Source organism: Methylorubrum subtropicum, assembly GCF_038442325.1.
GTDB lineage: Bacteria > Pseudomonadota > Alphaproteobacteria > Rhizobiales > Beijerinckiaceae > Methylobacterium > Methylobacterium subtropicum.
In genome coordinates this window covers 108,189-134,278 of sequence record NZ_JBBXMW010000015.1, presented here as the reverse complement: position 1 = coordinate 134,278, position 26,090 = coordinate 108,189, and the positions used below count along the sequence as shown (strand labels likewise).

Here is a 26,090-nt window from a genome sequence, read left to right as displayed (position 1 = left end):
CGTCCGCCCGTTCTTTGCCACGCACGTCCGTCGGCAGAACCGGCTCGATCGCTGCCCACTCCGCGTCCGTCAGATCAAACCGTGCCATTCACGATCCTCCATGGCTGGAGGACCAACGATCAGCGTGAGCAACCGTGCCAATCGTTATGAGTTCGCGGCCTAGGGTCCGGCGTCGCGAATCGAGGGGGAGAGGCCGATGCCGACCGGAGGCTGCCATTGCGGGGCGATCCGCTACACGATGCGGGGCGAGCCGGTGCACAACGCGCTGTGCCACTGTTCCGACTGCCGCCGCCATGCGGGCGCGCCGATGGTCGGCTGGGCGATGGTGCCGGCCGGACAGGTGACCATCGAGGGCGAGCCCACGGTCTACGCCTCGTCCGAGCACGGGCGGCGCCACTTCTGCGGTCGCTGCGGCACGGGCCTGTTCTACGTCAACGAAACGGTGCTGCCGGGAATGATTGACGTGCAGACCGGCACCCTCGACGATCCCGCGGCGATGCCGCCGCAGGTTCATATCCAAGTGGCCGAACGCATCGCCTGGATGGAGCACGCCCACGACCTGCCGCGCTTCGAGCGGTTTCCGGGCTGATTCCCGTTACAGCCGCGCCAATCGTCGGCGGACTTGGCCCACGAAGCGTTCTCGCGCTCCTTGCGTGACGCCGTCCATGCCGGTGAGCGCGATCCAGTCGAGCCGGCAGCGCGGGGCGCAGAGCACGCAGATGCCCCGCCTCACCACGCGCCGGTCCGGCCAGCCGACGAGCCAGAGCAGCCAGCGCGGCGAGCCGTAGGTCGTCACCACCGCGATCCGGCGGATGTTCGTGAGCCGCGGCTGCAGCACGCGGGCGCCGCCGAGCGCGAAGGCGACGCCCGGGCGCCACACCCGGTCGAACCAGCCTTTCAGCATCGCCGGCATCCCGAACCACCACGTCGGATAGACCAGCACCAGCATCTCGGCCCGCCGCAGGGCCGCGACATGCCCGGCGATGTCGGGCGGGATCGCCGCCTCGTCGTAGTAGGCGCCGCGCTCCGCGCCGCTCAGCCGGGGATCGAAGTTTTCGGAATAGAGATCGACGGTCTCGACCTTGTGGCCCGCGGCTTCGAGCGCGGCGACGGCGGTGGTGCGCAGGGACGCGGAAAAGCTGTCGGGGCGGGGATGGCAATGCACCAGCAGGACGCGCATGGGCGGGGCTCCCTCGCGGGCTCCGTTAACCGAGATTTCGGAGTTGGGCAGCGATGATGCCTGCCGTGATCGCGCGGGAAGCGCCAAGCCGGCAAGGGCTCACGCCCGGTCAGCCGCCGGGCGTCCGCGGGCGACGGCTTCGCTCGGTCACGACCCAGGAGGCGACGATGGTGTGGTTTTTTCCACGCTTTCGCGTTTCGGTGAAGTTCCGCCATGTGCGGAGGACCAGCTTGTCTCTGATCCTCCGCTTTAGCATCGGCTAAGGCTCACACCGAAAAGGGGCGAGGGAGTTCACGCTCCCTCGTCCCACTCCCGGGATAATCGGCTTTCGTGCCTGAATTGCAAGACCGGCCCGCACGTTGTGCGCAGGCGCTTACTGCGGCTTTCGCGAACCCGCCCTCACCTTCTCCAACAAACCAGCCTCGGCGTAGCCGTCCGGCACGAGGCCGTGGGCGGACTGGAACGCGCGGATCGCCGCGCGGGTCTTGGGGCCGACCTTGCCGTCGGTGCCGCCGGTCGGGTGGCCAAGGGCTTCGAGGCGGGTCTGGAGGTCGGTGCGCTCGTCGTTGGTCAGCATCCGGTCGCCCCGCGGCCAGTCGCGGGCGAAGCCTGCGCCGCCCGCGAGACGGTCGGAGAGGTGGGCGACGGTCAGCGCGTAGGCGAGCGCCGTGTTGTAGCGCAGGATCACCTTGAAGTTCGGCTCGAGCAGGAAGGCCGGCCCCCGCGCGCCCGCGGGCACCACCAGAGTCGCCCGCCGCTCCGCCCCCTCCGGAAATGCCTTGCCGCCCGCGGGCTTCAGCCCGAGCGCCGCCCATTCCGAAAAACTGCGCTCGGTCGTCTCGTCGGCGAGCCGGTAGTCGAAGTTCTCCGGAAGGGCGACCTCCTGGCCCCAACCCTCGCCGGATCGCCAACCGTAGCTCTTCAGGAAGTTGGCGGTCGAGGCGAGCGCGTCGGGGACCGAGCGCCAGATGTCGCGCTTGCCGTCGCCGTCGAAATCGACCGCGTGCTTGAGGTAGGCGCTCGGCATGAACTGGGTGTGGCCCATGGCGCCGGCCCAGGAGCCGGTCATGCGCTGGGCGTCCGCGTCGCCGTTGGCAAGGATCGTCAGCGCCCCCAAAAATTCGTCGCGCCAGAACGCGGTGCGGCTCCCGTCCTGGCAGGCGAGCGTGGCGAGGGCCGGGATCACCGGCCGCACGATCCTGGGATCGTCGAGCACGCTGCCGTAGCCGGATTCGACGCCCCAGAAGGCGACGAGCACGTGGCGATCGACACCGTAGGCCGTCTCGATCCGCCCGAGCACGTCCGACCACTCGGCGAGCTTCGCCTGTCCGGTCGCGATCTTCTCCGGCGTCACCGAGGCGTCGATGTAGTCCCAGACCGGCCGGACGAACTCGGCCTGCGTCCGGGTCGCGGGCAGCACCGCCGGGTCGGGGGAAATCTCCTTCAGCGCCTCACGCGCGGTCGCGGGCACGCCGCGCTCCTCGGCGAGGGTTTGGAGCCCCGCCAGGCACTGTTCGAAATCGGGCCGCGCCTCCTGCGCCCGCGCGGCGCCGGCCGGGAGCACGAGGAGCGGCAGGAGAAGCGTCGCGGTCAGGCGCATCGGTGTCCCGTCATCCTTGGGGGCGCGGCCCGTCACCGCCCCCCGTTGGTACCTCAGCTGCCGAAGGCGGCCGAGCGGGCGAAGGCGGCGGCGAAGCCCGTGAGCGGCACGGTGATGACCGTTGGCTCCTTGGTGTCGGGCTTGGCCGCCGTCACGGTCAGGTTCTGGGCGGTCTTCATCGCGTCGGTGGCGAGCGTCGGCAGGCTGATCGGCACGAGGCAGCCGTCGGCGACGCAGTAGGAGAACGGCGCGCCCTTGCCGAGCCCGCGGTCGTCGAGCTTGAACGTCACGCCGGGCTCGATCTGCAGGCCGAACGGCATCAGGATCAGCCCCTCGGTGCGCCCGTCCTTCGGCACCTTCAGCTCCAGGCTGAACAGGCGCTTGCCGGTGCGCCGGTCGCCCTGGGACTGGATGATGACGCAATCGGTGCGGTTGTCCTCCCGCGTGCAGTTCATGGTCCAGTCGCCGTAGCTCTCGCTGACCGAGCGGGCGCCCGCGGGCCATTGCGCCGGACCGGACGGGACGGCGGCCGGCTCCAGCACGGTGCCGGCGCCGGCGGCGGGCTCCTTGGTCTCCTTGGCCTCTTCCGCGGGCTTCGGCTTCGGCGGGGGCCGGCGCGGCTTCGGCTTGGGCTTGGGCGCCTCCTCCGGCGCGGCCTCGGACGTGTCGGGCGCGCCGTCCTGGGCGAGCGCCGCCGGCATCGACCCGAGGCCGAACGCCAGCCCGGCGAGGAGGAGCAGCGCCCGCTGCGAAACGGGCGGCACGGGCCTGCGGGAGGGGGACGGCATCGCGGAACTCCTGCACATGGTCCGGGCCGCCTAGCCTCGCGGGCGCCCGGATGCAATGTCCCCCGCCGAATTCTGGTCAAGCCTGGAATCGTTCCATGAAATCCGGCACATACGCTCCGGGACGACTTGGGAACATTCGGCAAGGGAAGGCGACCGCCTCATGAGCGACATCCTCGCGCACGCCCCGCTCGACGCGCGCGGCCGGCCGCATCCGCTGTCGCAGTACCGCGGCAAGGTCCTCCTCGTGGTCAACACCGCCTCGAAATGCGGCTTCACCTCGCAGTATCAGGGGCTGGAGACGCTGTGGCGGCGCTATCGCGGCCGCGGCCTCGTGGTGCTGGGTCTCCCCTGCAACCAGTTCGGCGCACAGGAGCCGGGCAACGCCGAGGAGATCGAGCGCTTCTGCTCGCTCACCTACGACGTGACCTTCCCGGTGCTGGCCAAGATCGAGGTCAACGGCGCGGGCGCCGCCCCGCTCTACGTCGATCTGAAGCGGGAGAAGCCGGGCCTGCTCGGCACGCAGAAGATCAAGTGGAATTTCACCAAGTTCCTGATCGGCCGCGACGGCCGCGTCGTCGAGCGCTTCGCCCCGGCGACGAAGCCGGCGGCGATGGAGAAGGCGATCGAGCGGGCGCTGGACGAGGCGGCGCCGGAATAGGCCCGTTCCCCGTCAGGTCGGGGGCAGATCGTAGAGGCGCAGGCGGATCGCGTCGTCCTCCAGGCTGACTTCGAGAACCCGGTTGGTCAGATCGCCGCCGAGCGCATCGAGACGATCGAGGGCGACCGCGAACAGCTCCTTCTGCAGGTCGAGGTCCATCCCGACCGGACCGTTCAGGCAGATCAGGCCGGCATGGAGGTCGAGGTCCGCATAGAGACCCTTCGATCCGGGCGCGCCCGCCGGCCCACGGAAATCGATCGAATTCTTGGTGACGAGAGTGAGGTCTTCGGCGAGCAGGATCGGCAGCAGCCGCCAATCGGGCGTGCCCGAGAGGCCGCGACGCATGACGCTGGTCGAGCCCCAATGGCCGCGATCGAGCGCCATCCGGGTCAGATCGTCGCTCAGGCATTCGTCGATGAACAGGTTCATCCGGCCCGGCGGCGGGGTACGGTGTCCTCGGAGACCAAGCGCGCGCCCTCCAGCAGCGGGCGAGTCCGCGGGCGTCCGGCAAGCGGGTTCGCCCGGGCGTAGAGGGCAGCCAGCTCGATCTGCGCCGGGCTCAGCGAGGGATAGGCCGCCCTGATGCGCTCCGGTGCGTGGCCCGCGGCGAGCGAGGCGGCCACGTCGTGGACCGGGATGCGGGTGCCCGCGATGACGGGGACGCCCGACAGGATCGCCTCGTCAGACACCACCATCGCCCGCGCCGCGCCGTAGAGACGCCAGCGCTCGGCCGCACGCGCCACGAACGGCGACAGGTCGATCCGCAGGAGGTCGTCCCGCACGATCCAGTCTTCGGCCGAGCGCGACCAAGGCTCGTCCGAGGGCGCCGCCCGCAGGCGGGTGTCCACGATGCGGATCGCGGCGACGCGCTCCTCCGCGGTCAGGCGCTTGGCGCTGCCGTAGTAGAACGCGACGAGGGGGCAGCCCTCGATCGCGACGCGGCGCTCGTCGCCGCGGAGGAAGAGCCGGTCCGGCAAGACCTTCCGGTCGATGGCGCGGTGGATGTCCCGCGGCTCGACATCGGCGACGAACGCGGCCTGCGTCGGCGACAGCATCCCGGCCGGGCCCGCTTCGTCACCGCTCTGCAAAACGCTTCCCATGCCTGGGAAGATATATCCCAGTGAGCGATCCTACAATCGCCCTCGCCGCTCAACGCCCCTTCGGCCCCGGATCGATCGCCGGCAGCTCGCCCGGCGGCAGGGTCGGGGCGGCGGAGGCGGTCTGCGGGGCGTCGAGGCCGCGGGCGCGGTTGGCCAGCGCCACGGTGAGGCGTTCGGCCGGTTCGGAGCCCATCAGGGCCAGCACCTCGGCCATCTTGCGCGGGTTCATCGCCAGCACGATCGGCACCAGCGTCTCCAGGCTCAGCCGGTCGAAGACGCGGGCGGCGTCCTTGGGCTTCATCGTCTCGTACATCGTGACGAGGGTCTTGAGGCCGGCCTTCTCGCCGTCGCCCTTCTTGGCGCCCGCGGCCTCGGCCTTCTCCTCGGCCTCCTTGAGGTCGGAGACGCCGGATTCGAGCTTGCGCTCGGCGTCCTTCAGCATCTGCTCGCGCAGATCGAGCGCGTCCTGCCGCTGCTTGAGCGCGTCGCGGCGGGCCTGGAGCTTTTCGAGCAGCGCCCGCTCGGTCGGCGAGACCGGCTCGGCCACCGGCGGCTGGTAGGTCGGCGGCGGGCCGGGCTCGGCCTTCTTCTCGGGGGCGGAGACCGAGCCGGTCGTGGTCGGGTCGGGGGGCGTGTAGTCGGAGCGGGCATGGGCCAGCACCCGGGCGAAATCGGGCAGCGGCGCGCCGGGGGGCGGCGCCTCGCCCATCAGGGCGGTCAGCTTCAGCACCAGAAGCCCGACCGCCGCCAGGATCACGGCGTCGATCAGGCGCAGCCGGAGGGGACGCGTCGGCAGGCTCGCGAGTCGGGCGAGGCGGCGCGCCGGGAGCTTCATGCGGCCCTGGCCCGCAGGCGGTCGAGGGCGCGCTCGGAGAGGGCGTGCGCAGCGGCGAGCGCGGCGCCGACGCGCTCGCCGTTGCCGGGTGCGGCCTCGATGGCGACCGGGCGCGGCGCGGGGGCGGCCGGCGCCGTGGCGACTGGGCGGGCTTGACCCACGATGGCCGCGATGCGGGCGATCACGCTCTCGCCCGCCTCGACATGGGCGGCGATGTCGGCGGAGTAGCGCTCGGCGGTGCCGAGGCGCTCGGCGAGCGTGCGGTCGCACTCGTCGAGGGTGGCGCGCAGGCCGGCGATGGCGCGTTCCGCGGTGGCGCTCGCCACCACGAGGTCGCCGATGGTGGTGCGCAGCGAGGCCTCGTCGGCCTTCAGCTTGCTGATGCGCCGCGACAGCCGCACCGAGGAGGCGATGGTGGCCACCAGCAGGATGGCGACGAGGATATCGGCGGCGAACGACACGAAGAAGGTCATGGGGGGCCCGCGCTGCTAGCCGTCGTTGCGGTTCTGCATCGAGGCCTCGTAGGCCTGGAGCGTGGTGCGGGACTGGCGCAGCGGCCGGGCGACCTGCACCGCGATGGCGTCGTCGATCCGGCCGATCCTGCCTTGCGTCAGCGCCCAGTCGCCGCAGCGGACGGTGATGAGGTCGGTGGGCTTGCGGTCGAACATCAGCGTGTCGCCGACCTTGAGGTTCAGCACGCGCTTGAGCGGCAGCGTCACCTCGTGCAGCACCGCCTCCATCTCGATGTCGGCCTGCCAGATCTCGGTGGCGAGGTGGCTCTCCCACACCTGATCGCGCCCGAGCCGCTCGCCCATGAAGCTCTGCATGAGCAGGTCACGGATCGGCTCGATGGTCGCGTAGGGGAACAGGATCTGCATCCCGCCGCCGCGCCCGTCCATGTCGAGCTTGAGGCTGATCAGGATGGCGGCGTTGCCGGGCCGCGTGATGGTGGCGAAGCGCGGGTTGGTCTCGATCCGGTCGATGCCGAACCGCACCGGCGAGAGCGGCTGGAACGACAGTTCGAGGTCGGTGAGGATGATCTCGACGAGGCGGCGCACGAGGCTCATCTCGATCGTGGTGAACGGGCGTCCGTCGAGCCGGCTCGACGAGCCGCCGCGCTTGCCGCCGAGCAGCAGGTCCATGGTCGAGTAGGCGAGCGTCTGCTCCACCGTGACGAGGCCCGAGCCTTCCCACACGTCGGCCTTGAACACGCCGAGCAGGGTCGGCAGGGGAATCGCGTTGAGGTAGTCGCCGAACCGGACCGAGGTGATGTTGTCGAGGGTCACCTCGACGTTGTCCTGGAAGAAGTTGCGAAGGCTGGTCGACAACAACCGGATCATCCGGTCGAAGACGATTTCCAGCATCGGCAGGCGTTCGTACTGGACGACGCCCGAATCGACGATGGCGCGCACGCCCCCCGCGCCGGAGGCGGAGAGTTCGCGTAAGCTAAAGCCGAGGACGCCGTCGATCTCGTCCTGGTTCAGGATGCGGTCGTTGCCGGCGAGTTCGGGGAGGTTCTCGGTCTCCCCGTCCTCGATCATCGTCGCCCATTCGGCGGCGACGTCGCTGGCGCTCTTGGTGGTGCCCTGCTCGGCGAGGGCCGCGCCCCATTCCTCGGCGAGCGACGCGTCGCCGCCCTCGGCGCCCTGCTCGGCGAAGGCCGCCGCCCAATCGTCGTCGAGGTCGTCCTCGGGGCCCATCATTGGACGATCACGTCCTTGAACAGCACCGCCTCGACCTTGGCCGGATGGATCGCGATGTTGACGCGGCGCAACAGCTCCTCGCGCAGGCGGTAGAGCCCGGCGGAGCCGGCGAGATCGCTGGCGCGGATCTCGCGGAGATACGTCTGGAACGCGTCCTCGACGCGCGGCATCAAGGGCTTCACCTCGGACTCGACCTTGGCGTCCTTGAGTTCGAGCGCGATGCGCAGCTTGAGCGTGCTGACCTTGGTCTGGCCGGCATCGGCGCTGAGGTTGACCAGCATGTCGCGCACATCGACGAAGACGGCCGGCATCTTCACTTCCGCATGCGCGCCGTGCTCGGCGTCCGCGGCCGCCGCAGCCTTCTTCTTCATCATGAAGAAGCCGCCGCCCCCGCCGCCGAGCAGCAGCACGACGGCCACGATGACGATGAGCTTCTTCTTGGATTTCGGCGCTTCGGCCTCACCGCCTTCGCCGTCCGCCTCGGGCGCCTTCTTCGGCTTCTTGGCCATGGGATGCTCGGGACCGGGACGGGTGGCGCGACGGGGCTTCACCGGCCCCGCTTCCGTTGTCGGCGGACGTGGTTAACGCCCGATTAAGCCGGGCAGAATTTGCCGGGTCGGACTTGCCGCCGGGCGCGCCCGGTCCGGCCTCGCCGGGGGGTGGATTTCGGTCAACCGACTGACGGGATTGGGAGAAACGAAAAACCGAAGGATGGCACGGGCCATGCGGTGAAGCTTTTCGTCCGCCGCAGCCATCCGAGGCCAGCCATGCAGAACGCGCTCTTCGTCGGGGTCTCCGCCCAGACCGCGCTCGCCCGCGAGCTCGACGTCATCGCCAACAACATGGCCAACGTCTCGACCACCGGCTTCAAGGGCCGCTCGGCGCGGTTTCAGGAATACCTGATGCCGGTGGCCTCCGCCGACAGCTTCCAGCGCCAGGACCGGCGCGTCTCCTACGTCATCGACCAGGGCACGCCGCTCGACCTCTCGCAGGGGCCGATCGAGCCGGACGGCAACCCGATGCATGTGGCGGTGCGCGGCGACGCCTTCCTCGCGGTGCAGACGCCCTCGGGCCTGCGCTACACCCGCAACGGCGCCTTCGAACTCGATGCCCAGGGCAACCTCGTCACTTCCGACGGCTACGCCGTGCAGGGCGACGGCGGCTCGATCACCATCGGCCAGCAGGAGACGGGGCTGACCATCGCTCCCGACGGCACGGTCTCGACCAATCTCGGCGTGCGCGGCCGCGTCCGGCTCGTGCGCTTCACCGACGCGCAGGCGCTGAAGAACGAGGGCGCCAACCTGTTCTCCTCCGAGGCGCCGGCCCTGCCCGCGGGTGCGGAGGGGCGGCTGGAGCCCGGCGCGCTGGAGCGCTCCAACGTCAAGCCGGTGATCGAGATGACCCGGCTGATGGACGTGAACCGCACCTATTCCATGGTGTCGAGCATCGTCTCGCGCCTCGACGACCTGCGCGGCACGGCGATCCGTCGCCTCGCCGATGTTGCTTAGTGCGCTGGCGCATGAGCCTGCTTTAGGGGATCACTGAAATGCGCGCCCTCTACGCCGCCGCCACCGGCATGGCGGCCCAGGAACTCAACGTCCAGGTCATCTCGAACAACATCGCGAACCTGCGCACCACCGGCTACAAGCGCCAGCAGGCCCACTTCCAGGACCTGCTCTACCAGAACCTGCGCCGCTCCGGCTCCTCGACCTCGGACCAGAATACGATCCTCCCGGCCGGCTTGGCGCTGGGCTCGGGCGTAAAAACGGTCTCGACCGCCCGCGTCATGTCGCAGGGCACGATGACGATGACGGAGAAGGACTACGACGTCGCCATCCGCGGCGAAGGCTTCTTCCGCGTCCGCATGCCGGACGGCCGCACCGCCTACACCCGCGACGGCTCGTTCGACCTCGACGCGCAAGGGCAGATGGTGACCCGCGACGGCTACCTGCTCGATCCCGGCATCACGGTGCCGAACACCGCGACCTCGGTGACCATCGGCGCCACCGGCGCGGTGCAGGCGACGATCCCCGGCCAGACCGCGCCCCAGGCGCTCGGCCAGTTCCAGATGGCCCGCTTCGTCAACAAGGTCGGCCTCGAATCGATCGGCGACAACCTGTTCGTCGAAACCGCGGCCTCGGGGCCGGCGGTCACCGGCCTGCCGGGCTCGGAGGGCTTCGGCAATCTGCAGCAGAGCTACCTCGAAGAGGCCAACGTCAACGCCGTCACCGAGATCTCGTCGCTGATCGCGGCCCAGCGCGCCTACGAGATGAACTCGAAGGTCGTCACGGCCGCCGACCAGATGCTCTCCACCACCTCGCAGATGTTCCGCGGCTGAGGATTCTTCGAGTCATGCATGCCCTCAAGCCGATCCGCCGCCCCGTGAAGCGCGCCGTTCTGCCGCCCTCCCCCGGCGCGTTCGGCCGTACGGTCGTCGCTGTCGCCGCCTTCGCGATGCTGGCCTTGTTCGCCGCCCCGCTGATGGCCGCCGAAACCTTGCGACTGCGCGGCGACGTGACCGCGCGCGGCGACACGCTGAGCCTCGGCGACCTCGTGGAAGGGGCGCCCGCCGACCTCGCCGCGCGGCAGCTTTTTCGCGCCCCCGGCCTCGGTGCGGTCGGCACGATCCAGGCCCGCCGCATCGTCGAGGCCGCCGCCGCTTTGGGCCTGACCGGCATCGAGACCGGCGGCCGGGTGCAGGTGAGCGTGCAGCGCGCCGCCCGCCGCGTCGGTGCCCCGGAGATCGAGGCCGCGCTCAAGCGCACGCTGGAGACCGCCTACGGGCTCGACCCCAAGACCCTCTCGGTACGCCTCGACGGCGAGGCCCCGATCCTGCTCGCCCCGCTCGACCTCGATGGCCCGGCCGCGGCGGTCGATGTCACCTACGATCCGCGCAACCGCCGCGTCGCCGGCCTCGTCGTGCTCGGCGAGCGGCAGGCCTCGCTGCGCGTCTCGGGCGTGGCGGTCGAAATCCGCGAAGTCGCCGTCCTGACCCGCAACCTCGCCCGCGGCGAGGCGGTGACGGCCGCCGACCTCGCGACCGAGCGGCGCCCGCGCGAGACGGTGCCGGTGGACGCGCTCGCCGCCACCACCTTCGCGGTCGGACAGGTGGCGCAGCGCCCGGTCGGTGCCGGTCAGGTGCTCCGCTCCGGCGACGTGGCCCCGCCCGATCTCGTCGGCCGCGGCGAGGCGGTCACCATCGTGTTCGAGACGGCCGGCGTGTCGCTCGCCATGCGCGGCACCGCCAACGAATCCGGGCGGCTGGGCGCCAGCGTCGCGGTGACGAACGGCGCCTCGAAGAAGGTGCTCCAGGCCGTCGTCGTCGGCCCCGGCCGCGTCTCGGTCAGCCCGCAGGCGCCCCAGCCCGTCCTCCAGGCGAGCGCACTGCCTCCGCGCGCCGGCCTCAACTGATCTTCCGTTCGTAAGGCGTCCCCCGATGGCCCCTCGCCTCTCCCGCCTGCTGCTCGCCGCCGTGGCGCTCGCGCCGCTGGCCGCCTGCAACACCGCCGACCGCCTTTCGCAGGTCGGCGCCACGCCCGTCCTCTCGGCGATCGAGGACCCGACGAGCCAGCCGGGTTACAAGCCGGTGCGGATGGCGATGCCGGACATCCAGCCGGTGAGCTACGCGCCGAACTCGCTGTGGCGCACGGGCTCGCGCGCCTTCTTCAAGGACCAGCGCGCGGCCCGCATCGGCGACCTGCTGACCGTGAAGGTCAACGTCACCGACAAGGCCAACCTCAACAACGAGACCAAGCGGTCCCGCTCGAACGCGGAAGGGCTCGGCCTGCCCAACGCCTTCGGCCTGGAGAACAGCGCCGCGGTGGCGGCGGCCGGCATCACGCCGGACAAGCTGATCACCGGCACCTCGACCACGTCGAGCGACGGCGCCGGCTCGGTCCAGCGCGCCGAGACGGTGACGACCAACATCGCCGCGGTGGTCAATCAGGTGCTGCCCAACGGCAACCTCGTGGTCGAGGGCAAGCAGGAGATCCGCATCAACTTCGAGGTGCGCGAGCTGATCGTCGCGGGTGTGGTCCGACCGGAGGACATCGAATCCGACAACACCATCGATTCCACCAAGATCGCCCAGGCCCGCATCGCCTATGGCGGCCGCGGCCAGATCACCGACGTGCAGCAGCCGCGCTACGGCCAGCAGCTCGTGGATATCCTGCTGCCGTTCTGAGTTCTTTTTGAACGGGCCCGTCCCCTCAAATTCCCTCATCCTGAGGTGCCCGCGCGAGCGGGCCTCGAAGGAGGGCTCCAGCCAGCCGCGCGATCCACTGGAGCCCTCCTTCGAGGCTGCGCTTCGCGCAGCACCTCAGGATGAGGGGATGGGGTGGGATGAGCCTCCCGCGGCATCCGCCGTCGCAGCGATCGGAGATGCGGTTGGGAAGCCGTTACGGCCTCGAAATCCGCGGCATCACCGCCGCCGACGCGCCCGGCCTCGCCGAGATGCTGGCGTCCGCCGGTCTGCCGGCGCCGGAACTGGCCGGGCGGCTCGACGGGCTGCGCCACGGCAGCGGGACGGCGCTGCTCGCGCTCGAATGGGGGCCGCCGAGCGGGATCGTCGTGCTGCACTGGTATCCGGCGCTGTTCGAGGCCGCGCCGGTGGCGCAGATCACCACGCTCCTCGTCGCCCCCGACGACCGCCGCCGCGGGATCGGCCGCCAGCTCCTGAAATCCGCCTCGCAGGCCGCGCGGATGGCCGGCTGCGACAGCCTTCAGGTGCTGGCGCCGCCCGAGGCGTCGGAACTGGCCGCGTTCTGCCGGGCCACGGGTTTTGCAGAAGGGCCCGGCGGGTTCGTCCGGCCGTTGCGGAAGAAGGGCTGAGTCAACGCACCAGCCACAGGCCGAGGCCGATCACCACGGCCACCGCCAGCACGATCCCGACATAGAGCGGCATCACCCCGCGGTTGCGGCCGTGGCCGGTCGCCATCCCGGCGGCGCGCCGGCGGCGCGGCGTGGTTTCCTGCCGGCGCGCCTGACCGATGCGGGCCGCCTCGGGCGGGCGGCCCGCGGCCTCGTCGTCGGTGCCGAGCGGCGACAGGCCGGGATCGTGGGCCGCGACCTTGTCGCCGGTGGCGCCCGCGTCGATCTGCGCCTTCAGCTGCGCGAGGGTGGGCTCGTCCGAGGCGGGGGGCGCCTCGGGAACCCGGTCGGCCGGGGGCGGCGGAGTCTCGGAGCGGAACGCCATCGGCGGGGCGCCGGTCAGCGCGCCGAGCCGCCGGTGCCGCCGCCGCCGCTGCCCTGCGGGATCGCCCGCTCCGGCTGGCCGGCATTGCCGCCCGCGGCCGAGTTCGTCGTGATGGTGTCGGCGCCGGTGGGGCCGGGGGCGATGACGTAATCGGTGCCGCCGCCGGTGACGTTCTGCTGGCGCTGGATGATCGTGCCGGGCGGGAACTGGCCGGGCGGGCTGCCATAGGGCTGGGCCTGGGCCCCGGCCGCGCCGAGGGCGGTCAGGAATGCGGCGGTGAGAACCGGAAGACGCATGGGACGTGTCCTTGGATGCCGGGGGGCGGCGACGCGCACCTCGTTTCCGAACAATCCCGGTCGCCCCGGCCGAGTTTCCGCACGATGTCGCGATCCCGATGACGCGGGAAAGGCGCGGGATGCGCGCAATTCGAGCGAACCCGTCAGCGCGTCGTTCAAACCGTGCTGCCAGCCTTCGGACGTGGAGAACGGATCGGGCGGACCATGCTGACGGCAGGGACAGAGCGACGGATCGAGCCCCGCCACCGGGTCGGCGAGGGCGGCGAGATCGCGCTCGACGAGCACACCACGATCGGCTGCCTCGTCCACGACCTCTCGGCGAGCGGCGTGAGGCTCACCCTGCCCGACGCCGCGGCGATCCCGGAGGTTTTTCTGCTCAGCGCCGCCTGCCTGCCCGACGCCGCGGTCTGCCGCGTGGTCTGGCGCGACGACGAGACCATCGGGGCGCGGTTCGAGAATTAGAGCGTCGCGCCTACCGGCACTGCTCCTCGAGCGTCCGGGCGATGTCGAGCCCGCCGAGCGAGACGCCGGGCTTGAACGGCGGGCCGGGCATGATGCGGACCCGGCCGCTTTCGGTGAAGAGTTCGAGCGGCTGCTTCACGCTCCACGAGCCGTCCGGGTTGCGGCTGAACCGCGAGCAGTCGAGTTCGTTCTGGCCCGTCGGCTGCTGCGCCTGGGCCGAACCGGCCAGAAGCGCCCACGCGGCCAGACCCAACACAGCGGAGCGCGACGGCATGGACTTTCCTTGAGGCACGAGAGTCCCTGCCAAAGCTAGGAGCGTCGCTCGCGAAAGCCAGCCGGGACTTTTCTCGGGCTCGACCGCGCGGGTCGGACCGCGCGCCGGCCCCCTCCCCTCACAGCATGGCGGCGAGCGCGTCCTCACCGTAGAGCGCCTGCGTCTCGCGCTGGTGGCGGGCGTATTGGGCGCGGTAGGCGTCGTCGGACAGGATCTCGCTCTCGGTGAGGTCGAGCCCGGTGCCGTAGGTGTGGGCGAGGTCGAGCCCGCGCAGGCGCGGCACCGGCAGCACGTCGTTGGCGGCGGCCTGCGCCATCTGGGCGTAGAGCCCTTCGAGGCGGCGCACCAGCAGCGGCGTGTCGAACAAGAGGCAGGTGTCGCGGCCGGCGATCAGCCGCTCGCGGGTCGGGCGAAGGCTTCCCGGATCGCGGCCGTAGGCGACGGCGCGGGCGACGTAGTCGTCGCCCGTGGTGCAGATCATCTCCTCGATGCCCGCCGCCCGCACGAGGCTGGCGCAGACGCGGGCGGCGAAGCTACGGCCCATCAGGGTCAGCACCGGCACGCCCATCCACAGGGCGTCGGCGGCGGTGGTGTGCGAACCGTAGGGGAAGGTGTCGAGGAACAGGTCCGCCAGCGGGTAGCGGGCGAGGTGGTGGGGGTTGGCCCGCTTGTCGGCGAAGACCAGCCGCTCGGCCGCGACGCCGCGGGCGGTCGCCGCTTGGCGCAGGCGCTCGTTGGTCTCGTCGGTGCCGGTAAGCAGCCACAGCACGCTGTCCGGCACCTGCGCCAGGATCGACATCCAGCGCGAGAACACCCGCTCGGTGATCTTCTGCATGCCGTTGAGCGAGCAGAACACGAAGCCGGTCTCGGGCAGGCCGAGCTGGGTCCGGGTCGGGCGCTCGGCCGCGACCGTGCGGCGGCGGTCGTTCGGCTGGTAGCAGGGCAGCCGCAGCACGCTCTCCGAGACCGTGTACTCCAACTCGCGCGGAAGAATCGTGTCGTCGGCGATGAGGTAGTGGTGGAACGGCGAGGCCATCGAGCCGGGGAAGCCGAACCAGTTCACCGAGACGGGCGCGGGCCGCATGCCGAAGACGCGGGTGCGCGCGTCCTTGGTGTAGCCGTTGAGGTCGATCAGGATGTCGATGGCATGGCTACGGATCAGCCGGGCAGCGTCCGCGTCGCTCACGCCGGTCAGGTCGTGCCAGTGATCGACCGCGGCCTTGGTGCGCTGATGCGTAGCGTCGGCCGCCGGCACGCCGCAGTAATAGGCGAAGATCTCGCAGACCGTGCGGTCGTGCTTCTCCATCACCTCGGTCATCGAGAAGCCGACGGCGTGCTCGCGGAAGTCCGACGAGACGTAGCCGATGCGCAGGGGACCGGGCCGGCGGTTGCGCGGATCGAGCGGCGGCAGCGCGTCGGCAGGATCGGGCGCCAGCCCGATCGAGGTGCGGCAGTAGCGGTGCGAGTTCGACAGCAGGAACACCGGATCGTCAGTGTAGCAGGCGGCCGAGAGCGGCGAGATGCCGGCCACCAGATCGGCGCGCTTCATCGTGCCGAATTCCGCGATCAGCGGCCACTTGCACTGGCGCTGGCGCAGGGCGATCCAGTGCTGGACCACGTCGGGCTGGTGCGGGTTCAGCTCCAGCGACTGGCGCAGCGTGTCCTCGGCGAGCGCGTCGCTGTTGGAGGTCTCCAGCACCCGGCCGATCTGCTTGAGCGCGATGGTCTTGAAGTTGAGGTTCTCGCCGGTGAGCGCGGGCAGCCCGGTCGCCACGCCGTTCCACGCCGTCACCGCGGCGCCGACCTGCCCGAGGCGTTCGAGCGCGCTGCCGAGGTTGATCCGCGCGGCGTAGAAATCGGGGTTGATCCGCACGGTCTCGCGCAGGACGTTGACCGCGCCGGTCACGTCCTTCTGGTCGGACAGGGCCATGCCGTAGTTGAACATCGCCGCGTAGAGCAGCGGATGGTCGGGGTTCAGCGCGATCCAGGTCTTGTACAGCTCGATCGTCAGCTCGGGCCGCCCGCCCTGCTTCAGCGCGTCGGTGGCGTGGATCAGGCCGGCGAGGTCGAGCTGGCCGGCGCGGATGCGCGCCAGTTCGCGGTCGTGGAGTTCGTTCGCCTGGATGTCCGCCGCCATGATCGTGCCCGCCAACGAGATGTGCGCCGGGTCACCGACCTCTTCCGCCGAGCGTCCGTTCTCCGGGACGTTGCGCGCGAATCTCGATGGACCCCGCCTCATCAAGTCAGAGTATGGTTAACGACTGGTTTCGCCGGCGCCGCCGCAGGTTTCGCCGGGGCGAACACGCCGACGCCGCCGGCCGCGACCCGGTGCGGATCGTGGCCGGCGGCGCCGGGATTCTCTCGGATCGTCCCGGCGCCGGAGCGCCGGGGTCGCGTTTCGATCAGCCCGCGAGCAGGGTGGTGAGGGCGCCGGACTGAGCGGTGGTCATCCCGGCGATCTGCGTCGTGGTGAAGGCGCTGCCCTGGGTCGTGGTCAGCGAGGTGATGTCCGCCGAGCTGAGGCCCGCGATCTGCGACTTGCTGAGCGAGCGGATCACCGTCGCCGACAGGCCGTCGATCTGGGTCGTCGTCAGGGCGGCGATCGCCGTCGAGGACAGGCCCTTGACCTGGGTCGTCGTCAGCACCCCGACCTGGGCGGAGGTGAGGCCGCCGATCTGGGTCGCTGTCAGCACCGACATCTCGGAGGAGGTCAGGCCGCCGACCTGGGTGGTCGAGAGCGCCGCGATGTCGGAGGAGGCCAGCCCCTTCACCTGGGTCGTCGTCAGCGCCCCGAGGAGCGTTGCGGTGAACCCGGCGATCTGGGTCGCGGTCAGGTCGGCGATGTCGGTCGAGGAGAAGCCCTTGACCTGCGCCGTCGTGAGGCTCGCGAGCTGGTTCGTCGTCAGGCCGCCGAGCTGGGTCGCCGTCAGCGCATCGAGCTGCGAGGACTTGAACCCGCCGATCTGCGTCGTCGTCAGGGCGGCGAGGTCGGTGGAGCTCAGCCCCTTGACCTGATTGGTCGAGAAGCTGCCGAGCTGGCCCGTGGTCAGGCTGCGCACCTGCACCGTCGTCAGGTCGGCGATGTCCGTCGTGGTGAGGCCCGCGAGCTGCGCCGTCGTCAGGCCGGCGACCTGGCTGGTGGTCAGCCCGCCGAACTGGGTCGCCGACATCGCGCTGAGCTGGGAGCCGGTCAGGTTGCCCAACTGGGTCGCCGTCAGCCGGCCGAGGCCGGCCGCGGTCAGGCCGCCGATCTGGACGGTGGTGAGGTTCTTCAGCTGCGTCGCCGTCAGCCCGCCGATCTGCCCCGTGGTGAGGGAGCCGAAGTCGGTGGCGGACAGGCTCTTCATCTGCGTCGTGTTGATCGCCCCGAGCTGCGCCGTGGAGAGCGCCTGCAGCTGGGTCGCCGTCAGCGCGTCGAGCTGGGTGCCCGAGAAGCCGACGAGCTGCGTCGTCGTGAGGGCCGCGATCTCGGTGGCGGTGAGGCCGCCGAGCTGCGTCGTGGTCAACCCGGCGAGCTGGGTCGGGCGGAGGTTGGCGAGCTGGGTCGTGGACAGGCTGCCGAGCTGGGTCGCGGTCAGACCCTTGATCTGATTGGTGGTCAGACCCTTGATCTGGTTCGCGGTCAGGCCGTCGACCTGCGTGGTCGAGAGCGCCCCGATCTGCGTGCTGGTGAGCCCGATCATCTGGCTCGTGTTGAGCGCGCCGATGGCGACCGAGGAGATCGCGCCGACCTGCACCGTGGTGAGCGCGCCGATCTGCACGCCCTTGAGGCCGGCGAGCTGGGTCGCGTTGAGGCTCGTCAGGCCGGTGGTGGACAGACCCGCGATCTGCGCCGTGGAGAGGGCGCCGAGCTGGGTCGCGGTCAGGCCGTCGAGCTGGAGGGCGGTGAGCGCGCCGAGCTGGGCCGCGGTCAGGCCGCCGAGCTGCACCGTCGTGATCGCGCCGAGCTGAGCCGAGGTCAGACCGCCGAGCTGGGTCGTGGTCAGGCCCTTCAGGTCGGTCGCCGAGAAGCCGAGGACCTGGGCGGTCGAGAGGCTTCCGAGCTGGGTGGCGGTGAGGCCGCCGAGCTGGGTCGAGGACAGCGCGTCGAGCTGGGTCGTCTTGAAGCCGGTCAGCGCCGTGGTGGTCAGGCGTCCGAGCTGGGTCGAGGACAGCGCGCCGAGCTGGGCGTTCGCCAGGGCGCCGAACTGGGCCGTGGTCAGACCGTTGAGCTGGGTCGTGGTGAGCGCGCCCATCTGGGTCGTCTTGAAGCCGGCGAGCTGGGTCGCGTTCAGCCGCTGGAGCTGGACGGTGGAGAGCCCGGCGAGCTGGGCGGTCGTCAGGGCGCCGAGTTGCGGCGCCTTCAGGCCGCCGACCTGGACGGTCGAGAGCGAGGCGATGTCGGTGGTCGAGAGATCACCGAGCTGGCCGGTGGCGAGCGCGCCGAGCTGAGCGGAGGTCAGCGCGCCGAGCTGGGCCGTCGTCAGGGCCCCGACCTGGGTCGAGGTCAGGCCGGCGAGCTGGGTGTTGGTCAGCCCGGCGACCAGCGTCGTGGTCAGGCCGCTGAACTGCGCCGTCGTCAGGTTGCGCAGGTCGGCCGAGGCGAAGCCGGCGAACTGCGTCGAGGTGAGGCGGCCGAGCTGGGTCGCCGTCAGGGCGCCGAGTTGGGTGACGTTGAGCGCGTCGAGCTGCGTCGCCTTGAGGCCGCCGAGCGCGGTCGCGTTCAGGGCGCCCACCTGGGTCGTGGTCAGCCCGCCGAGCTGCAGGGTCGACATCGCCCCGATCTGACCGGGGGTCAGACCGTTGAGCTGGGCCGCGCTGAGGGCGCCGAGCTGGGCGCTGCCGAGGCCGGCCAGCTGGCTGGTCCCGAGATTCGCCAGCTGCGTGGTGGTGAAGCCGCCGATCTGCGTCGTCGTCAGCGCGCCGATCTGGTTGGCCTTGAGGCCGGCGACCTGCGTGGTGGAGAGCGTCGCGATGTCGGCGGTGGACAGGCCCCCGAACTGGGCGGCGGCGAGCGAGCCGAGCTGGGCGGCGGTGAGGCCGCCGAGCTGGGTCGCCGTCAGGGCGCCGAGCTGGGTCGAGGTCAGGCCGGCGAGCTGGGTGTTGGTCAGCGCGCCGAGCTGGTCCGTGGACAGGCCGCCGATCTGGCTGGTGGTCAGGCCCCGCAGGTCGGTGGCGGAGAAGCCGCCGATCTGCGTCGTGGTCAGGTCGCCGAGCTGGTCGGAGGTCAGGCCGCCGAGCTGGGTCGCGGTGAGCGCGTCGAGCTGCGTCGCCTTGAAGCCGCGCAGCGCCGTGGCGCTGAGGTCCCCGAGCTGGTCGGCGGTCAGGTAGCCGATCGAGGTCGCGGTCAGGCCCCCGATCTGCGTCGCGGTGAGGCCGTCGAGCTGGTCCGCGGTGAGCGCCCCGAACTGGGTGCTGCCGAAGCCGGCGAGCTGGGTCGCGGAGAAGTTCGAGAGCTGGGTGGTGGTCAGACCGCCGACCTGATCGGCCGACAGCGCGCCGAGCTGGCTTGTCCGTAGACCGGCGAGCACCGTGGTGGTGAGGTCGGAAAGCTTGGTCGAGGTCAGGCCCGAGAGCTGGTCCGTCGTGATCGCGCCGAAGCCGGTCGTGGTCAGCGCGTTGAGCTGCTCGGTCGAGAGCGCGCCGAGCTGGGTCGAGGCGAGGCCGGAGAGCTGCGCGGTCTTCAGCGCGGCGACCTGCGCGGTGGTGAGGCCCGCGAGCTGGGCGTTCGTGAGGTCGCCGAGGTCGGTCGAGGAGAACCCGCCGAACTGCGTCGTCGTCAGGCCGCCGAGCTGCGTCGAGGTCAGGCCGCCGAGCTGGGTCGCCGACAGGGCGTCGAGCTGGGTCCCGCTGAAGCCGCTCAGCGCGGTGGCGCTGAGGTCGCCGAGCTGGGTCGCGGTCAGGGCGCCGAGCGAGGTGGTGGTGAGGCCGCCGTACTGGGTCGAGGTCAGGCCGTCGAGCTGGGTCGCGTTCAGCGCGGCGAGCTGGACCGTGCCGAAGCCCGCGAGCTGGGTCGCGGTGAGCCGCGACAACTGCGTGGTGGTCAGGCCCCCGACCTGATCGTCGGTCAGCGCGCCGAGCTGGGTCGTGGTGAGGCCGGCGAGCGTCGTGGTGGAGAGGTTGCCGATGGCGGTCGCGTCGAGGCCGCCGATCTGCGTCGTCGAGATCGCCCCGAGGCCGGTCGTGGTGAGCGCGTTGAGCTGGTCGGTGGTGAGCGCCCCGAGCTGGGACGAGGTCAGGCCGGAGAGCTGCGTCGCGGTGATCGCCCCGAGCTGGGTCGTGGTGAGGCCGGAGAGCTGCGCGTCGGTCAGCCCGCCGAGATCGGTCGAGGAGAACCCGCCGAACTGCGTCGTGGTCAGGCCGCCGAGCTGGTCGGAGGTCAGGCCGCCGAGCTGGACCGCGGTGAGCGCGTCGAGCTGCGTCGCCTTGAAGCCGCCGAGCGCCGCCGCGTTCAGGTCGCCGAGCTGATCCGAGCTCAGCAGGGCGAGCGAGGTCGTGGTCAGGTCGCCGTACTGGGTCGCGGTCAGGCCGTTGAGCTGATCGCTGGTGAGCGCGGCGAACTGGATCGTGCCGAAGCCCGCGATCTGGCTCGAGGCGAGGGCCGAGAGCTGGGTCGTGGTCAGGCCGCCGACCTGATCGGCGGTCAGCGCGCCGAGCTGGGTCGTGGTCAGGCCGGCGAGCGTCGTGGTGGTCAGCGCGGCGATCGAGGACGAGCCGATGCCGCCGACCTGCGTCGTCGTCAGCGAGCCGAGGCCGCTCGTGGTGAGCGCGTTGAGCTGGTCATTCGACAGCGCGCCGAGCTGGGTCGAGGTCAGGCCGGAGAGCTGGTCGGTCGAGAGCGCCGCGATCTGGTCGGCGGTCAGGCCGGAGCGCTGGAGGGCGGTCAGGCCGGTGAGATCGGTCGAGGAGAACCCGCCGATCTGCGTGGTCGAGAGGCCGCCGAGCTGGTCGGAGGTCAGGGCGCCGAGCTGCACGGTGGTGAGCGCGTCGAGCTGCGTCGTCTTGAGGGCGCCGAGCGTCGTGGCGTTCAGGTTGGCGATCTGGGTCGTGGTCAGCAGGCCGAGGGAGGTCGTGTTGAGACCCCCGATCTGCGTCGCGGTCAGCCCCGAGAGCTGATCGCCGGAGAGCGCGGCGAACTGCGTGGTGACGAAGCCCGCGAGCTGGGTCGAGGACAGGCTCGCCAACTGCGTGGTGGTCAGCCCGCCGACCTGGGTCGCGGTCAGCGCGCCGAGCTGGGTGGTCCGGAAGCCGCCGATCTGGCCGGTGGAGAGGTCGGCGATCTTGGTCGCCGTCAGGCCGGCGATCTGGCCGGTCGAGAGCGCGCCGAGGGCGGTCGTGGTGAGGGCGTTGAGCTGCTCGGTCGAGAGCGCGCCGAGCTGGGTCGAGGTGAGGTTGCCGAGCTGCGTCACCCGGAGGGCGGCGAGCTGGGTCGTGGTGAAACCCGAAAGCTGGGTCGTGCTCAGGTCGTGCAGGTCGGTCGAGGAGAAGCCGCCGATCTGCGTGGTCGTCAGGCCGCCGAGCTGGTCGCTCGTCAGGCCGCCGAGCTGCACGGTGGTGAGCGCGTCGAGCTGGGTTGCCTTCAGGGCGCCGAGCGAGGTCGCGGTCAGGGTGCCGAGCTGCGTCGTCGTCAGCAGGTTGAGCGAGGTCGTGGTGAGGCCGCCGAGCTGCGTCGCGGTCAGGCCGTTGAGCTGGGTCGCGTTGAGGGCCTGGACCTGGGTCGTGGCGAGCCCCGCGAGCTGGGACGAGGCGAGGTTCGAGAGCTGCGTGGTGGTCAGCCCGCCGACCTGGAGGGCGGTCAGCGCGGCGAGCTGGGTGGTCTTGAGGCCCGAGAGCAGGCCGGTGGACAGATCGGCGATCTTCGTCGCCGTCAGGCCGGAGATCTGCGTGGTCGCCAGCGCCCCGACATTGGTCGTGGTGAGCGCGTTGAGCTGTTCGGTCGCGAGCGCGCCGAGCTGGGTCGAGGTCAGGCCCGAGAGCTGCCCGCTCGTCAGCGCGGCGATCTGGGTGGTAGTGATGCCGGCGCGCTGGACCGTGGTCAGGCCGGTGAGGTCGGTGGAGGAGAAGCCGCCGACCTGCGTCGTCGTCAGGCCGCCGAGCTGGTCGCTCGTCAGGCCGCCGAGCTGGATCGCGGACAGGGCGTCGAGCTGCGTCGCCCGGAAGGCGCCGAGCGTCGTGCTGTTCAGGTTGCCGATCTGCGTCGTGGTCAGCAGGCCGAGCGAGGTGGTGTTGAGGCCGCCGATCTGGGCCGCGGTCAGGCCGTTGACCTGATCGGAGGACAGGGCCGCGAACTGCGTGGTGACGAAGCCAGCGAGCTGGCTCGAGGTGAGGTTCGACAGCTGCGTGGTGGTCAGGCCGCCGACCTGGGCGGCGGTCAGCGCGGCGAGCTGGGTGGTCTTCAGGCCCGAGAGCAGGTTGGTGGTGAGATCGGGCAGCTTCGTGGCCGTCAGGCCGCCGATCTGCACCGTCGTGAGCGAACCGAGACCGGTCGTGGTCAGCGCGTTGAGCTGCTCGGTGGCGAGCGCGGCGAGCTGGAGCGAGGTCAGGCCGCCGAGCTGCGCCGTCGTCAGGGCGGTCACCTGGGCGGTGGTCAGGCCGGCGAGCTGGGTCGTGGTGAACTCGTTCAGGTCGGTCGAGGTGAAGCTGCCGACCTGCGTCGTCGTCAGGCTGCCGAGCTGGTCGCTCTTCAGGCCGTCGAGCTGGGTCGAGGTCAGCGCGTCGAGCTGGGTCGCCCGGAAGGCGGAGAGCGAGATCGTGCTCAGGGTGCCGAGCTGGGTCGAGGTCAGCAGGCCGAGCGAGGTCGTGGTCAGGCCGCCGAACTGGGTCGCGGTCAGGCCGTCGAACTGGGTCGCGGTCAGCGCCTGGAACTGGGTGGAGACGAAGCCGCCGAGCTGGGTCGCGGTGAAGGCCGAGAGCTGGTCGGCGGTGAGCCCGCCCACCTGGGCGGCGGTCAGCGCTCCGAGCTGGGTCGTCTTCAGGCCGCCGAGCAGGGTGCTGCTCAGCTCGCGGATCTTCGTCGAGGTCAGGCTGCTGAGCTGATCCGTGGTGAGCGAGCCGAGGCCGCTCGTGGTGAGCGCGTTGAGCTGGGTGGTGGTGAGGCCGCCGAGCTGGGTCGAGCTGAGGCCGGCGAGCTGCGCCGTCTTCAGCGCGGTGAACTGGACGGTGGTGAGGCCGGTGAGCTGGGTGGTGTTCAGGCCGCCGAGATCGGTCGAGGAGAAGCCGCCGACCTGCGTGGTCGTCAGGCCGCCGAGCTGCGCCGAGGTGAGCGCCCCGAGCTGGGCGACGCTCAGCGCGTCGAGCTGCGTCGGCTTGAAGGCGGCGAGCGCCGCGCTGTCGAGCGCCGTGATCTGGGTCGTCGTCAGCGCGCCGAGCGTGTCGGCGGTGAAGTTGCCGATCTGGGTCGCTGTCAGGCCGTTGACCTGGGTCGTGTCGAGGCTGCCGACCTGCGTCGCGTCGAAGGCGGCGAGCTGGGTCGCGTTGAAGCTCGCGAGCTGCGTGGTGGTGAGGCCGTCGATCTGCGTCGTGGTCAGGCCGAGCACCTGGGTCGCGGTGAGCCCGGTGAGCGAGGCGGTGGTGAGGGCGCCGACCTTGGTCGAGGTCAGGCCGCCGAGCTGCGCCGAGGTGAGCGAGCCGAGGCTTGCCGTGGTGAGCGCGTTGAGCTGGGTCGTGGTGAGCGAGGCGAGGTTGGTCGAGCTGAGGTCGCCGAGCTGGGTGCCCTTGAGGGCGGCGACCTGAGCCGTGGTCAGGCCCGAGAGCTGGGTGGTGTCGAAGTCGCCGATGTCGGTCGAGGAGAAACCGCCGATCTGCGCGGTGGACAGGCCGCCGAGCTGCACGCTGGTGAGCGCGCCGATCTGCACGGTGGTGAGCGCGTCGAGCTGGGTCGGCTTGAAGCCGGTGAGCGCGGTGGCGTTGAGCGCGGCGATCTGGGTCGTGGTCAGGTAGCCGAGCGAGGTCGTGGTGAGGCCGCCGATCTGACCGGTGGTCAGGCCGTTGACCTGCGTCGCGTCGAGGCTCGCGAACTGCGTCCCGTCGAAGGCAGCGAGCTGGGTCGCGGTGAAGTTCGACAGCTGCGTGGTGGTCAGGCCGTCGATCTGGGTGGTGGTGAGACCCAGCACCTGGGTCGAGGTCAGGCCGGTGAGCGACGTGGTGGTGAGGGCGCCGACCTTGGTCGAGGTCAAGCCGCCGAGCTGCGTCGAGGAGAGCGAGCCGAGCGCGGTCGTGGTGAAGGCGTTGAGCTGGGCGACGGTGAGGCCGCCGACCATGGTCGAGGTCAGGTCGCCGAGCTGCGTCGCCCGCAGCGCGCCGACCTGCGCGGCGGTCAGGCCCGAGAGCTGGGTGGTGTCGAAGTCGCCGATATCGGTCGAGGAGAAGCCGCCGATCTGCGTGGTCGAGAGGCCGCCGAGCTGGACGCTGGTGAGCGCGCCGATCTGCGCGGTCGAGAGCGCGTCGAGCTGGGTCGGCTTGAAGCCGCTGAGCGCGGTGGTGTTGAGCGCCGTGACCTGGGTGGTGCTCAGGTAGCCGAGCGAGGTCGTGGTCAGGTTGCCGATCTGAGCGGTGGTCAGGCCGTTGAGCTGGGTCGCGTCCAGGCTCGCGAACTGCGTGCCGTCGAGCGCGCCGATCTGGGTCGCGGTGAAGCTGGAGAGCTGCGTCGTGGTCAGGCCGTCGATCTGCGTCGTGGTCAGCGCGGAGACCTGGGCCGCCTTGAGGCCGGTGAGCAGGGTGGAGGTGAGGCCGCCGAGCTTGGTCGAGGTCAGGCCGCCGAGCTGCGCCGGCGCCAGCGAGCCGAGATTGGTCGTGGTGAGCGCGTTGAGCTGATCGGTGGTGAGCGAGGCGAGGTTGGTCGAGCTGAGGTCGCCGAGCTGCGTCGCCTTGAGCGCGGTGACCTGCGCGTTGGTCAGGCCCGAGAGCTGAGTCGTGTCGAAGTCGCCGATGTCGGTCGAGGAGAAGCCGCCGATCTGCGTGGTCGAGAGGCCGCCGAGCTGGGTGCTGGTGAGCGCGCCGAGCTGCACGGTCGAGAGCGCGTCGAGCTGGGTCGGCTTGAAGCCGCTGAGCGAGGCGGCGGTCAGGGCGGCGATCTGCGTCGTGCTGAGCGCCCCGAGCGAGGCGCCGTTCAGGTAGCCGAACTGCGTCGAGGTCAGGCTGTTGAGCGAGCCGTTGGCGAGGCCGACGATCTGGGTCGAGGTCAGGCTGTTGACCTGGCTCGCGGTCAGGCCGTCGATCTGGGTCGTGGTCAGGCCGTTGAGGCTGGTCGTGGTCAGGGCCTGGAGGGCCGCGGTGTTCAGGCCGCTGATATGGGTCGCGCTCAGGAGGCCGAACTGGGTCGCGTTCAGGGCGAGCAGGTTGGTCGAGGTCAGCGCGCCGAACTGGTCGGCGGTCAGGCTCGCGAACTGGGTCGCGTTCAGACGGTTGAGGCTGGTCGAGGTCAGGCCGCCGAACTGGGTCGCGGTGAGGCTCGGGAGCTGGGCCGCCGTGAGGGCGTCGATCTGCGTCGTGGTGAGCGCGCCGACGTCGTTGGCCTGGAGGCCCGAGAGCTGGGTCGTGGTGAGCGCGCCGATCTGCGTCGAGGTGAGCGCCTGCAGATGGGCGTTGTCGAGCGCGTCGAGCTGGGCGCTCGTGAGGCCCGCGATCTGCGTGACGTTAATCCGCGCGAGGTTGGTCGTGGTCAGCGCTTCGAGCTGGGCCGAGGTCAGCACCGCGATCTGGGTCGGGACGAAGTCCGCCATGTCGGTGGTGGTCAGCGCGGCGATCGTCGTCGTCGACAGCGCGATGATCTCGGTGGTGGTCAGGTTGGCAATCGTCGAGGGCACGGTCCGCTCCAACACCCGAAAAGCGCTGCCACCTGTCGGCGGCGTAATCCGTCGCCTCGTTCGGGACGAGGCGGAGCGGCGATTGTCTCAAGGAGGGGTCGGTGTCGGCGGGCCGGTCGCGGGGCGTGGCGCCGCTGGGCGTCTCCGCCGGGCTCATGGAGCCCGCGGTGATCGCTCGAAACGTCTGCCCCCGCGTCCGGCCTTTCAGCGCATTGGA

At 71.0% G+C, this 26,090-nt stretch carries 22 protein-coding genes and 1 pseudogene; 8 read left to right on the top strand and 15 right to left on the bottom strand.

Annotation, left to right across the window (positions count from 1 at the left end; translation table 11 throughout):
* Positions 1-88, bottom strand: a pseudogene (locus AAHG03_RS19805) (IS5/IS1182 family transposase); the annotation flags it as partial.
* A 108-nt stretch (positions 89-196) separates the two neighbouring features.
* Between AAHG03_RS19805 and AAHG03_RS19800 the strand changes: the two are divergent.
* A complete protein-coding gene (locus AAHG03_RS19800) occupies positions 197-589 on the top strand; it encodes a GFA family protein (RefSeq protein WP_342152627.1) in 393 nt (130 codons plus the stop codon).
* A 6-nt stretch (positions 590-595) separates the two neighbouring features.
* Here the strand turns inward: AAHG03_RS19800 and AAHG03_RS19795 are convergent, their stop codons facing one another.
* The 3 genes from AAHG03_RS19795 to AAHG03_RS19785 form a co-directional block, all read right to left on the bottom strand.
* Entirely contained in the window at positions 596-1,180 is a 585-nt protein-coding gene (locus AAHG03_RS19795; protein WP_342152626.1) for an NAD(P)H-dependent oxidoreductase, read from the bottom strand.
* A 373-nt stretch (positions 1,181-1,553) separates the two neighbouring features.
* A complete protein-coding gene (locus tag AAHG03_RS19790; protein ID WP_342152625.1) occupies positions 1,554-2,780 on the bottom strand; it encodes a lytic murein transglycosylase in 1,227 nt (408 codons plus the stop codon).
* A 53-nt stretch (positions 2,781-2,833) separates the two neighbouring features.
* Positions 2,834-3,568 (bottom strand): invasion associated locus B family protein, encoded by a 735-nt coding sequence (locus AAHG03_RS19785; RefSeq protein WP_342152623.1) that lies wholly within the window; start codon positions 3,566-3,568, stop codon positions 2,834-2,836.
* 160 nt (positions 3,569-3,728) lie between these two features.
* Here AAHG03_RS19785 and AAHG03_RS19780 point away from each other — a divergent pair, with 160 nt between their 5' ends.
* Positions 3,729-4,226 (top strand): glutathione peroxidase, encoded by a 498-nt coding sequence (locus AAHG03_RS19780; protein ID WP_342152621.1) that lies wholly within the window; start codon positions 3,729-3,731, stop codon positions 4,224-4,226.
* Positions 4,227-4,238: 12 nt separating this feature from the next.
* Here the strand turns inward: AAHG03_RS19780 and AAHG03_RS19775 are convergent, their stop codons facing one another.
* The 6 genes from AAHG03_RS19775 to fliL all read right to left on the bottom strand — a co-directional run bounded on the left by AAHG03_RS19775 (position 4,239) and on the right by fliL (position 8,373).
* Positions 4,239-4,655 carry a DUF5615 family PIN-like protein gene (locus tag AAHG03_RS19775; RefSeq protein WP_342152619.1) on the bottom strand — a complete coding sequence of 139 codons (417 nt, stop codon included), beginning with the start codon at positions 4,653-4,655 and terminating at the stop codon, positions 4,239-4,241.
* Positions 4,652-5,281 carry a DUF433 domain-containing protein gene (locus AAHG03_RS19770; RefSeq protein WP_342152618.1) on the bottom strand — a complete coding sequence of 210 codons (630 nt, stop codon included), beginning with the start codon at positions 5,279-5,281 and terminating at the stop codon, positions 4,652-4,654. Before AAHG03_RS19770 ends, AAHG03_RS19775 begins: the two co-directional genes overlap by 4 nt.
* A 94-nt stretch (positions 5,282-5,375) precedes the next feature.
* Positions 5,376-6,161, bottom strand: coding sequence for a MotE family protein (locus AAHG03_RS19765; RefSeq protein WP_342152617.1), 786 nt, complete (start codon positions 6,159-6,161; stop codon positions 5,376-5,378).
* Complete coding sequence (locus tag AAHG03_RS19760) at positions 6,158-6,634, bottom strand: DUF6468 domain-containing protein (protein WP_342152616.1); 477 nt, start codon at positions 6,632-6,634, stop codon at positions 6,158-6,160. The genes AAHG03_RS19765 and AAHG03_RS19760 overlap by 4 nt, the downstream gene beginning before the upstream one ends.
* A gap of 15 nt (positions 6,635-6,649) precedes the next feature.
* Positions 6,650-7,864, bottom strand: a complete 1,215-nt coding sequence (gene fliM, locus AAHG03_RS19755) for a flagellar motor switch protein FliM (protein WP_342152615.1) — start codon at positions 7,862-7,864, stop codon at positions 6,650-6,652.
* Positions 7,861-8,373, bottom strand: coding sequence for a flagellar basal body-associated protein FliL (fliL, locus tag AAHG03_RS19750; RefSeq protein ID WP_342152614.1), 513 nt, complete (start codon positions 8,371-8,373; stop codon positions 7,861-7,863). Before fliL ends, fliM begins: the two co-directional genes overlap by 4 nt.
* 258 nt (positions 8,374-8,631) lie before the next feature.
* Here fliL and flgF point away from each other — a divergent pair, with 258 nt between their 5' ends.
* The 5 genes from flgF (at position 8,632) to AAHG03_RS19725 (ending at position 12,694) form a co-directional block, all read left to right on the top strand.
* Entirely contained in the window at positions 8,632-9,372 is a 741-nt protein-coding gene (gene flgF / locus AAHG03_RS19745; RefSeq protein WP_342152613.1) for a flagellar basal-body rod protein FlgF, read from the top strand.
* 38 nt (positions 9,373-9,410) lie between these two features.
* Entirely contained in the window at positions 9,411-10,202 is a 792-nt protein-coding gene (gene flgG / locus AAHG03_RS19740; protein ID WP_342152612.1) for a flagellar basal-body rod protein FlgG, read from the top strand.
* 14 nt (positions 10,203-10,216) lie between these two features.
* Positions 10,217-11,275 carry a flagellar basal body P-ring formation chaperone FlgA gene (flgA, locus tag AAHG03_RS19735; RefSeq protein WP_342152610.1) on the top strand — a complete coding sequence of 353 codons (1,059 nt, stop codon included), beginning with the start codon at positions 10,217-10,219 and terminating at the stop codon, positions 11,273-11,275.
* A 25-nt stretch (positions 11,276-11,300) separates the two neighbouring features.
* Complete coding sequence (gene flgH, locus AAHG03_RS19730) at positions 11,301-12,047, top strand: flagellar basal body L-ring protein FlgH (protein ID WP_342152608.1); 747 nt, start codon at positions 11,301-11,303, stop codon at positions 12,045-12,047.
* A 203-nt stretch (positions 12,048-12,250) separates the two neighbouring features.
* Positions 12,251-12,694, top strand: a complete 444-nt coding sequence (locus AAHG03_RS19725) for a GNAT family N-acetyltransferase (protein ID WP_342152607.1) — start codon at positions 12,251-12,253, stop codon at positions 12,692-12,694.
* Position 12,695: 1 nt separating this feature from the next.
* Here AAHG03_RS19725 and AAHG03_RS19720 read toward each other — a convergent pair whose 3' ends face one another.
* Both AAHG03_RS19720 and AAHG03_RS19715 read right to left on the bottom strand, forming a co-directional pair.
* A complete protein-coding gene (locus tag AAHG03_RS19720; protein WP_342152605.1) occupies positions 12,696-13,058 on the bottom strand; it encodes a hypothetical protein in 363 nt (120 codons plus the stop codon).
* A gap of 14 nt (positions 13,059-13,072) precedes the next feature.
* Positions 13,073-13,354, bottom strand: a complete 282-nt coding sequence (locus AAHG03_RS19715; RefSeq protein ID WP_342152603.1) for a hypothetical protein — start codon at positions 13,352-13,354, stop codon at positions 13,073-13,075.
* 204 nt (positions 13,355-13,558) lie between these two features.
* Between AAHG03_RS19715 and AAHG03_RS19710 the strand changes: the two genes are divergently transcribed.
* Complete coding sequence (locus AAHG03_RS19710; protein WP_342152602.1) at positions 13,559-13,816, top strand: PilZ domain-containing protein; 258 nt, start codon at positions 13,559-13,561, stop codon at positions 13,814-13,816.
* 10 nt (positions 13,817-13,826) lie between these two features.
* Here the strand turns inward: AAHG03_RS19710 and AAHG03_RS19705 are convergent, their stop codons facing one another.
* From AAHG03_RS19705 to AAHG03_RS19695, 3 genes are all read right to left on the bottom strand, one after another.
* Positions 13,827-14,090, bottom strand: coding sequence for a hypothetical protein (locus AAHG03_RS19705; protein ID WP_342152600.1), 264 nt, complete (start codon positions 14,088-14,090; stop codon positions 13,827-13,829).
* A 118-nt stretch (positions 14,091-14,208) separates the two neighbouring features.
* Complete coding sequence (locus tag AAHG03_RS19700) at positions 14,209-16,242, bottom strand: O-linked N-acetylglucosamine transferase, SPINDLY family protein (protein ID WP_342152599.1); 2,034 nt, start codon at positions 16,240-16,242, stop codon at positions 14,209-14,211.
* Positions 16,243-16,492: 250 nt separating this feature from the next.
* Positions 16,493-25,873 carry a beta strand repeat-containing protein gene (locus AAHG03_RS19695; protein ID WP_342152598.1) on the bottom strand — a complete coding sequence of 3,127 codons (9,381 nt, stop codon included), beginning with the start codon at positions 25,871-25,873 and terminating at the stop codon, positions 16,493-16,495.
* Positions 25,874-26,090: the final 217 nt, after the last annotated feature.